This is a genomic window from Acidovorax sp. LjRoot38, assembly GCF_964252975.1.
Lineage (GTDB): Bacteria > Pseudomonadota > Gammaproteobacteria > Burkholderiales > Burkholderiaceae_C > Acidovorax > Acidovorax facilis.
In genome coordinates this window covers 1-7,661 of record NZ_CAXUPT020000031.1, presented here as the reverse complement: position 1 = coordinate 7,661, position 7,661 = coordinate 1, and the positions used below count along the sequence as shown (strand labels likewise).

Annotated in this window: 10 protein-coding genes and 1 pseudogene; 9 read left to right on the top strand and 2 right to left on the bottom strand. The window is 59.0% G+C overall.

All coding sequences use genetic code 11. The annotated features are described in order from the left end of the window. The 6 genes and pseudogenes from ACSQ22_RS26100 to ACSQ22_RS26075 all read left to right on the top strand — a co-directional run. A partial coding sequence (locus tag ACSQ22_RS26100; protein WP_436131950.1) for a heavy metal sensor histidine kinase occupies positions 1 to 1,145 on the top strand: 1,145 nt, incomplete at its 5' end. Next, positions 1,138 to 1,758 (top strand): annotated as a pseudogene (locus tag ACSQ22_RS26095) (type II restriction endonuclease); the annotation flags it as partial. The gene ACSQ22_RS26100 and the pseudogene ACSQ22_RS26095, both read left to right, overlap by 8 nt. A gap of 91 nt (positions 1,759 to 1,849) precedes the next feature. Further along, positions 1,850 to 2,812 (top strand): IS1595 family transposase, encoded by a 963-nt coding sequence (locus ACSQ22_RS26090; protein ID WP_436131949.1) that lies wholly within the window; start codon positions 1,850 to 1,852, stop codon positions 2,810 to 2,812. A 117-nt stretch (positions 2,813 to 2,929) separates the two neighbouring features. Next, on the top strand, positions 2,930 to 3,466 hold the full coding sequence (locus ACSQ22_RS26085; protein WP_436131948.1) for a hypothetical protein: 537 nt from the start codon (positions 2,930 to 2,932) through the stop codon (positions 3,464 to 3,466). A 244-nt stretch (positions 3,467 to 3,710) separates the two neighbouring features. Further along, positions 3,711 to 4,019 (top strand): flagellar hook-basal body complex protein FliE, encoded by a 309-nt coding sequence (gene fliE / locus ACSQ22_RS26080; protein ID WP_056745009.1) that lies wholly within the window; start codon positions 3,711 to 3,713, stop codon positions 4,017 to 4,019. Between the two features lie 114 nt (positions 4,020 to 4,133). Beyond that, the gene (locus ACSQ22_RS26075; protein WP_008904064.1) at positions 4,134 to 4,754 is read left to right on the top strand and encodes a class I SAM-dependent methyltransferase; all 621 of its coding nucleotides are present in this window, start codon (positions 4,134 to 4,136) and stop codon (positions 4,752 to 4,754) included. A gap of 116 nt (positions 4,755 to 4,870) precedes the next feature. Here the strand turns inward: ACSQ22_RS26075 and ACSQ22_RS26070 are convergent, their stop codons facing one another. Next, on the bottom strand, positions 4,871 to 5,395 hold the full coding sequence (locus ACSQ22_RS26070; RefSeq protein WP_008904063.1) for a DUF4148 domain-containing protein: 525 nt from the start codon (positions 5,393 to 5,395) through the stop codon (positions 4,871 to 4,873). Between the two features lie 96 nt (positions 5,396 to 5,491). After that, positions 5,492 to 5,863: a hypothetical protein gene (locus ACSQ22_RS26065; RefSeq protein WP_436131947.1), complete on the bottom strand. Its 372-nt coding sequence runs from the start codon at positions 5,861 to 5,863 to the stop codon at positions 5,492 to 5,494. A gap of 290 nt (positions 5,864 to 6,153) precedes the next feature. Here ACSQ22_RS26065 and ACSQ22_RS26060 point away from each other — a divergent pair, with 290 nt between their 5' ends. From ACSQ22_RS26060 to ACSQ22_RS26050, 3 genes are all read left to right on the top strand, one after another. Further along, positions 6,154 to 6,381, top strand: a complete 228-nt coding sequence (locus ACSQ22_RS26060; RefSeq protein ID WP_147433798.1) for a hypothetical protein — start codon at positions 6,154 to 6,156, stop codon at positions 6,379 to 6,381. 279 nt (positions 6,382 to 6,660) lie between these two features. Further along, positions 6,661 to 7,071: a four-helix bundle copper-binding protein gene (locus tag ACSQ22_RS26055; RefSeq protein ID WP_370110674.1), complete on the top strand. Its 411-nt coding sequence runs from the start codon at positions 6,661 to 6,663 to the stop codon at positions 7,069 to 7,071. A 134-nt stretch (positions 7,072 to 7,205) separates the two neighbouring features. Then, on the top strand, positions 7,206 to 7,514 hold the full coding sequence (locus tag ACSQ22_RS26050; protein ID WP_051022494.1) for a DUF305 domain-containing protein: 309 nt from the start codon (positions 7,206 to 7,208) through the stop codon (positions 7,512 to 7,514). The last annotated feature ends 147 nt before the right edge of the window (positions 7,515 to 7,661 follow it).

Genomic DNA, 7,661 nt, shown 5'->3' with positions numbered 1-7,661 from the left:
AGGACCCGCTTTACGCGACCACGGGTTTCCAGTTTCCACAGGACCTCATCGCCCAAACCCAGAAAGCCCGCTTGGGGGTCGCATCCTGGCAGACCAATGACCGCGAGTACCGAGGGATGTCCGAATCCGTATCGATGCCGGGCGCCTCTCAAGCACCGCTCCAGATTTGGGTCGCGTTGGACATCGCACACCACAAGCATTTCATGCAAGGCCTGATTCGGGTGCTCGTGGGTTACGTGGCATTGGCAACGCTGGTGGCTGGGATCCTGGGCTGGTGGGCTGCAAAGAATGGCTTGGCGCCCCTTCGGACAATGCGGTCTCGCGCGATGGCGATCACGGCGCAGCGGCTGGACGATCGGATGCCAACTCAGGAGTTTCCGGTGGAGATGGCAGACTTGGCTACAACCCTCAACGAGATGCTCCGGCGCTTGAAAGAGGAGTTTGATCGCTTGTCCGAGTTTTCTTCGGATCTGGCCCACGAGTTGCGTACGCCGATCAACAACCTGATGACGCAGACACAGGTCACGCTCAGCCAGCCTCGCTCCTGCGGGGAGTATCAGGACATACTGGCCTCTAACGCCGAGGAGTACCAGCGTCTGGCCCGCATGGTGGCGGATATGTTGTTCCTGGCGAAAGCCGACCACGGACTCATTCTTCCCAGTACGGAAAAAATTGCTGTCCACGACGAAGCACAGGCCCTGTTTGACTTCTACGAGGCCCTTGCCGAAGAAAAGCAGGTCGGTCTGCAGCTTATTGGGGCGGCAGAGATCACTGGCGATCGGTTGATGCTGCGCCGGGCGCTGAGCAATCTCCTGTCCAACGCCATTCGCTATACCCCCCCTGGAGAACAGGTGGTCGTTGACATTCAAGGGGACGTTCACGGAACCACCGTGGATGTAGTCAACACTGGACCTTCCATCGACGCGCAGATGATCCCCCGCCTTTTCGACCGCTTCTTTCGGGCAGACAAGTCGCGCAAGCAACTGGACTCCGACGGTGCGGGCTTGGGCTTGTCTATCACCCAGGCGATTGTTCATGCGCACCGAGGCCGCATCTCTGTGAGTTCGGCCGATGGCAGGACTTGTTTTTCGATGTATTTCCCCAGTGCTCAGAACATTGGCAAGCGCCTCACAACAGATGCATGACCCCCTGGCCACCCTCATTGACTGCTGGAAGGCAGATCCCAGCAGCACCTACAACACCTGGTTCCTGTGGGATCAGCGGATCAAAAACTTCCGCTCTATTCGCCGAGGCATTGCGCAAGTGGTGGAGGACATCCGGGCGGGAACGTTTGGCAACGCCTACCGAGGATCCTCGTTAGAGACAATCGTTGGCTCCGTGGCGGAGCAGCGCCAGATCTTCAAGGGTGCGGACCACGCGTTCCTCTGGAAACCCAAGCTGCGCATTCCGGACATCTACGAGAACCCGAGCAACCAGCGCGCTTTTGCGGACCTCCTGCACACCTGCGATCACTGCGATTGCGCAGAAGACGTTGTGGCCGCCATACAGCGCATGGATGCGATTGGCATCAAAGGCCTGGGCCCAGCAGTCGCTAACTTGCTGTACTTCATCCGCCCGACACTGGTATCCCCTTTCAATACAGCCATCGTCGCCGGGTTCAACGCCGTGACCGGGGGGCGCATGAAGCTTGGGCGCTGGGACCACTATCTCTCGATGCGCGAGGGTTTGCTTCGCCTGAACGCGCAGTACCGGCTGAAACTATCGAACGATCTGGGCGCGATCGCGGGACTCATGTTTGCCTGATTAGCGACATACCTCAGACTGAACCGAACGAACACGGGATAGCCGGCTCCAACACACATGCCGAGCCATCGGCCAAGGAGCAGCAATGTCCATCAATGCCATCCAGTTCCAACGCGGCCTGTCACTGCCCCAGTTTCAGGCCCTGTACGGCAGCGAGCAGCAGTGCGAGCGCGCTCTTGTGGCCGCCCGCTGGCCCCTGGGCTGGCAGTGCGCACACTGCGGCTGCAAACGCTTCTTTCACACCCGTAATGGCAGCGGTCGATTGCTGTGGGAGTGTTTCATCTGTGGCTACCAAAGCTCATCCATCGTGGGCACCGTGATGGAGCACACCCACCTGCCCCTGAGGCTGTGGTTCCTGGCCATGTACCTGCTGACACAACACAAGAACGCCATCAGCGCCCTGGCGCTCAAGCGCCAATTGGGCGTGTCCTACAAAACGGCGTGGCTCGTGAAGCACAAGCTGATGCAGACCATGGCGCAGCGCGATGAGCGCTACCGTCTGCAAGGGCGTGTGGAGATCGACGATGCCTACCTCGGCGGGGAGCGTGCGGGCCATATCAACGGCGGGCGCAAGGCGGCCAACAAGACGGCCTTCGTCGCTGCGGTGCAGACAAGCGCCGATGGCCGTCCCCTGTACATGCGCCTGACGCCTGTGGCGGACTTTACCAATGAGCACATGCGGCAATGGGCCAGTCGCCACCTGACTGCGGGCTGCCACGTGGTCAGCGATGGCACGCGTGCCTTTGCCCAGGTGCGCCAGGCCCAGGCCACGCATGAGCGTTACGTCACGGGTGGAGGCCGCCAGGGGGCGCAGACACCCCAGTTGCGTTGGGTGAACACATTGCTGGGCAACCTCAAGACCAGCATGGCAGGGACCTATCACTCGTTTGACCACACCAGGTATGCCCAGCGCTACTTGGCCGAGTTCTGCTGGCGATTCAACCGCCGCTTTGATCTGCCTGCCATGCTGCCCAGACTGTTGAGGGCCTTGGTGACTACTCCTCCACTGCCTTTGAAGCTACTGCGGGTATCTGAGGTAAGTGGCTAATCAGGCATGTTTGATATAGGCAGTGGCCGATATGCCGCACCGCCTCCGGCAATGGACGCTGCAGCCGCTGCTTTGTGGCAAGAGGATCTAGAACGCGTACGTCAGGAATCCACCGCATTGCAACGGGAACTGTCCCAAGCTACCGAGAGCGATGCGACGCACACGGGTGTCCAGGCTTCGCTGCGCGACCTGGGCAAGGCCCTCGGCTTTGAGGTCTGGATAGCGTCCAACGACCGGGGCCGCGCCCATGGCGGGGGGCTGCTGGGAGATGGATGCATGGCGCAGTTGCCCGCCAGCCTGGACCGAGGACTGGAGTCTGTGCGACTGATCGATGTTGTATGGGTTGATCCCCAGACCTCGCAATTCGCCGCTGCATTCGAAGTCGAACACACCACGTCCATCTATTCGGGCATCGTCCGCATGCTCGATCTGGCCTTGGGCACGCCGGTTGCAGGCAACTGTGCGCTGTTTCTGGTGGCTCCAGACAATCGCAGAGACAAGGTCGCTGAGCAACTTCAAAGGCCTGCCTTCTCCAGGGTGTCGGAGCTTGGAATCCGGTACTTGCCTTACAGCCAGCTGGAGCAGAACCATGCTTCCATGAGCCGCTTTGGGTCCAGCATCAAGCCGCTGCTAGAGATTTCGCAGCGGCTGTGAGCCACGGTTCATCGGCGCGGCGCGGTCCCTGTGGGTTTGGCTCCTTGGGCCCAGGGGGAGGCAATCCTCGGGGATGTCGGCAAGATGAAGTTCCTGTTATCCCAAACGCAGGGATTGAGGGGCAGAGGCTTGCGTCGCAAAAGTTACAGGTCAGGCGCCATTAGCTACGATGAGTCATCACCTTGGTAGAGATCTCCGAGGCGGCACTTCGCAAATTCTTCGCCAAAACCAAGAAGCTCTCGACATGAACGTCACTACTAAGCCATTAGATGCTCTATCGCCAGTCGGCTTGTTGGGAAACTCTGTGCACAAAGCGCCGAGCATCCAGGAAGGCGGTTTTCTGGACGCGATGAAGCAGGCGCTGACAACCACCAGCCATTTGCAAAGTGAGTCGGGTCGGCTGAGTCGTGAGGTCACACTCGGCAATCCCACGGTCAGCTTGGAAGAAACGATGCTCGCCGGAGTCAAGTCGAACATTGCGTTTCAGGCTACCCTGCAAAGTCGTAACCGAATTGTTCAAGCCTACACCGATGTGATGAATATGCAGGTGTGACTTGCTCTGGGCAAAAGCCACGTAGTCGGAGCACAGATCGGCGCGGACGCTTCCCAGCGAAGTCGGCACATTCCTGCGAGAGCATAGACGCGCGTACTTTCATTGGAGATTTACATGCAGTCCAAAGATCATTGGGAGCAGGTCTACACGGCAAAGCCCACCTCTGGGGTGAGTTGGTTTCAGGAACACGCTCAGCAATCCACCCAGCTCATTCGGCAGACTTCAGTCGCCCGTGATGCGAGCATCATTGATATTGGAGGGGGTGCTTCAACTTTGGTCGATGATTTGCTTGATGAGGGGTACATGAAGGTCGCGGTTCTTGACTTGTCCGAGGCTGCTTTGTCGGCGTCACGGTCTCGACTGGGGGCGCGTGCGGACACCGTAACCTGGCTTGTGAGCGACATTACGCGCGTGGACCTTCCACGGCATGCCTACGACGTTTGGCATGACAGGGCCGTTTTTCATTTCCTTACCTCGTCGCACGAGCGGGAGGCCTACGTTCAGGCGGTTCTGCGCGCTGTCAAGCCCGGCGGTCACGTCATCGTGGCGACGTTTGCAGAAGACGGACCAGAGAGGTGCAGCGGTTTGCCCGTCATGCGCTACAGCGCCGACGGCTTGCACGCGCAATTCGGGGCCCCATTCACGCTCTTGCAGCAAGCGCGCGAAGAGCACCATACGCCACTCGGCACCGTCCAGAAGTTCATCTACTGTCTGTGCCGCAAAGAGCCGAGCTGAGGTTCGCATCGCGCCGATGCCTCCGATGCCCCTACAGACATATTTTCCTTGGGCCTATGGTTCGCTATGCAGGCGCTCTTGCCAGGCATCGACGTCCTCACGTGGACCGGACCGATTTAGAAGCGGGGAGCCTTGGTGGACTCATCCGATGTGACGGCGACGGCAGCATGCTGCGCTGCGTGGTATCGGTCCGGATAGATTTCGTTGAGTTTGCGGCCGTCTTCGCCCACAGCGACGACTTCGCCCTCGCGGATGGCACGTGCCAGCTCGCTCTTGACCTGGTCGCGTGTCTTCAGCGATTTGCTCGCCACGGTGGGATAGCGGCCTGACATCAGTTCATTGCGTTTGACCCCGAACTCGCCGGCCACCATGATGTCGCCTGTGCGGATAGCCTGCTCCAACTCGTCCCGCACTTGCTCCCGGGATTTGCCGACCTGAGTCGAAGTAGCCACGGGATAGGCGCCAGGATTGATCTGTTTGAGCGTAAGACCCGATTCGCCAAAGGCGAGCATGTCGCCGCTTCGCTGAGCCTGCGCCAATTCAGCCCGCACTTGTTCGCGCGTCTTGCTGACCGCTTGGTCCGAAGCAAATGCGGGGGCGGCGACGAGGGAAAGGACGATGAGGGTGGACTTGAGTTTCATGATGGGATTTCCTTGTTGAGTAAATGATGGTGGTTTGAGTGCAACCGCAGGCCGGTCTTGAAGGGGCACACGATTGCAGGTAGTCGTTGAGACAGCTCAGGGGAGTTGGCGGGCGTTGACCCAACCTGCCTCGCCGCCCAGGTCGCGCATGCCATCGCTGGTCACAGGGTTGCGCTTGGCGGCCTGCAACTCATCCAGAACTTGCTGGCGGGTCTTGGTGAGCTTGGGACCGGGGACGAGCGGATAGGTAGCGGGGTAGCCACGGCTGATCCAGTACAGCGAACCGTCCTTTTGAGCGGCCAGAACGGTGTTTTCGACAGCTTGGCGGCTGACCGCGTTGCCCAGGTGGTCGGGGGCCAGACTCACGCCTTCTTCCTGGCTTGGGCTTGCGTGGTACACCGAAGTGGCAAAGGACGCTGTAGCGGATGCAGCGAGGCTGGCGACGAGGATGGCGGTACGAATTTTCATGATGGTCTCCTGTGGCGCCGGATGCCCGATATGGTCCATCCAGGTGGCGTTTTTCTGCGCCACGGAGAGAAGTCTAGAAGCCGCACCCCTACGAAGCGGTGACCTTCCGATTACGATTTTGAAAGCCACAGGCCGCATGGGGGTGCGGGCATGCTCTGAAAAGCGCATGAGCGAAGGATGGACCTTCGCTCGAAGGCGATTTCCTAAGGGCCTGCACTCTTCTTGACATTCACACAGGGACAAGGTCTAAGCTGCCAGTTTAGGCAAAAGCGACGCATGGAGGTGATGCTATGACCTACAAGATTGGTGATGCCCGTCGAATGCTCAGCTACGCACTTTTGCGCGTTTTTGAGCAAGCGCGCAGGCAGCGGGAACTCGCTGTAGCCGATCTCGTGCTGTGTGCGCTTGAAGAACTTGCACGCAAAGACACCAACTGCCAGGGAACGCTTGATCGGGCGTACTTGCAATCGGTGGCTGTTGGCACGATTGTCGATGTCCCGACATCTTCATCAAGATGATTTTGCCGTACGCTTATGTTGCATTGATCACGCTCTTCATCGATGAACGTAGTGCGCTGCGCGGTCGTTGCCTCAGCAACTCAACTGTACGAGCAAACGACCGGCATGCAGATATGAATAGCAACTGGCCGTTGCGGCGACCCTTGCGCGAATGTGATGCGTAAATTACAGCCCTGAAATCTCCTCGTAATCTATGGCCCATAACGACGGCAAATCGCTCGAAAGCCGCGTCAATTGGCGATGCCAGCCTACAGCGCCGATCACCCCACGCGGCAAAAGATGGACGCTCCTCGCAGCCAACTGCGCAGGTTCCCGCTCATCTTTCGAGCTACTTATCAGGAGATTTTGATGAACCACACCCCGAACCAATACATGTCTTGCATCGAGGCTTGCCAGGAGTGCGCCACGGCCTGCCATCAGTGCTTTGCAGCTTGTCTGAAAGAAGACGACGTGAAAATGATGGCGCGCTGCATTGCCCTGGACGTCGACTGCGCAGCAGCGTGTAGCTTTGCGGCCGACGCCATGGCGCGCAATAGCGAGCATGCAGCTGCGATTTGCGCGCTGTGCGCTCAGATCTGCAAGGCCTGCGCCGATGAATGCGCCAGGCATGAGGCAGACCACTGCAAGGCCTGTGCGCAGGCTTGTCTCAAGTGCGCCCAAGAGTGCGACGCCATGGCGCGTGCGGCTTAATCCCGTTGCTTAACTCCTGGAGAGCATCTATGAAAACATTCCCAGCTTCTCACTCGCTGTCCGCCGCCGCTGTCATAGCTTGTGGCTTGTTGTCGCCTCTGGCACTGCATGCCCAGACCGCTCCCCACTCGGGCATGAAGGGCGCCGGTATGGATCAATCGATGCCTCACGGCAAGATGGACATGAAGGCAATGATGAAAGAGAACAACGACAAGATGGCATCCGTGCCAATGTCGGGCAACCCAGATGTGGATTTTGCCCAGATGATGCGGGTCCACCACCAGGGTGCGATTGACATGGCCCAGGCCCAGTTGCGGGATGGCAAGGACCCGAAAATGCTCAAGATGGCCAAGGACATCGTTGCCGCTCAGAAAAAGGAAATCGCTGAACTGGATGCATTTTTGGCCCGCAGTGGCAAGACACCTGCCGCTCCTACCAAATAGTCCTGAGTCCGATGTCGCTGCCCTGGCTCTTGGATCGTCGAAATCCAGGGCAGTGCCGTTTGGGAAGGGATCGGATGCCTGTTGCAGTCCAGGCCCTTGATTGAGGTCAAAGGTGGCAAAGGTTCTTGCTTGACACTCCCACCGTGT

Bases quoted from the DNA above. Each gene is read 5' to 3' on its own strand.
- ACSQ22_RS26060 (WP_147433798.1), top strand. From the start codon at position 6,154: ATGACCTACAAGATTGGTGATGCCCGTCGAATGCTCAGCTACGCACTT.
- fliE (WP_056745009.1), top strand. From the start codon at position 3,711: ATGAACGTCACTACTAAGCCATTAGATGCTCTATCGCCAGTCGGCTTG.
- ACSQ22_RS26070 (WP_008904063.1), bottom strand. From the start codon at position 5,395: ATGAAACTCAAGTCCACCCTCATCGTCCTTTCCCTCGTCGCCGCCCCC.
- ACSQ22_RS26065 (WP_436131947.1), bottom strand. From the start codon at position 5,863: ATGAAAATTCGTACCGCCATCCTCGTCGCCAGCCTCGCTGCATCCGCT.
- ACSQ22_RS26090 (WP_436131949.1), top strand. From the start codon at position 1,850: ATGTCCATCAATGCCATCCAGTTCCAACGCGGCCTGTCACTGCCCCAG.
- ACSQ22_RS26055 (WP_370110674.1), top strand. From the start codon at position 6,661: ATGGACGCTCCTCGCAGCCAACTGCGCAGGTTCCCGCTCATCTTTCGA.
- ACSQ22_RS26075 (WP_008904064.1), top strand. From the start codon at position 4,134: ATGCAGTCCAAAGATCATTGGGAGCAGGTCTACACGGCAAAGCCCACC.
- ACSQ22_RS26050 (WP_051022494.1), top strand. From the start codon at position 7,206: ATGAAGGGCGCCGGTATGGATCAATCGATGCCTCACGGCAAGATGGAC.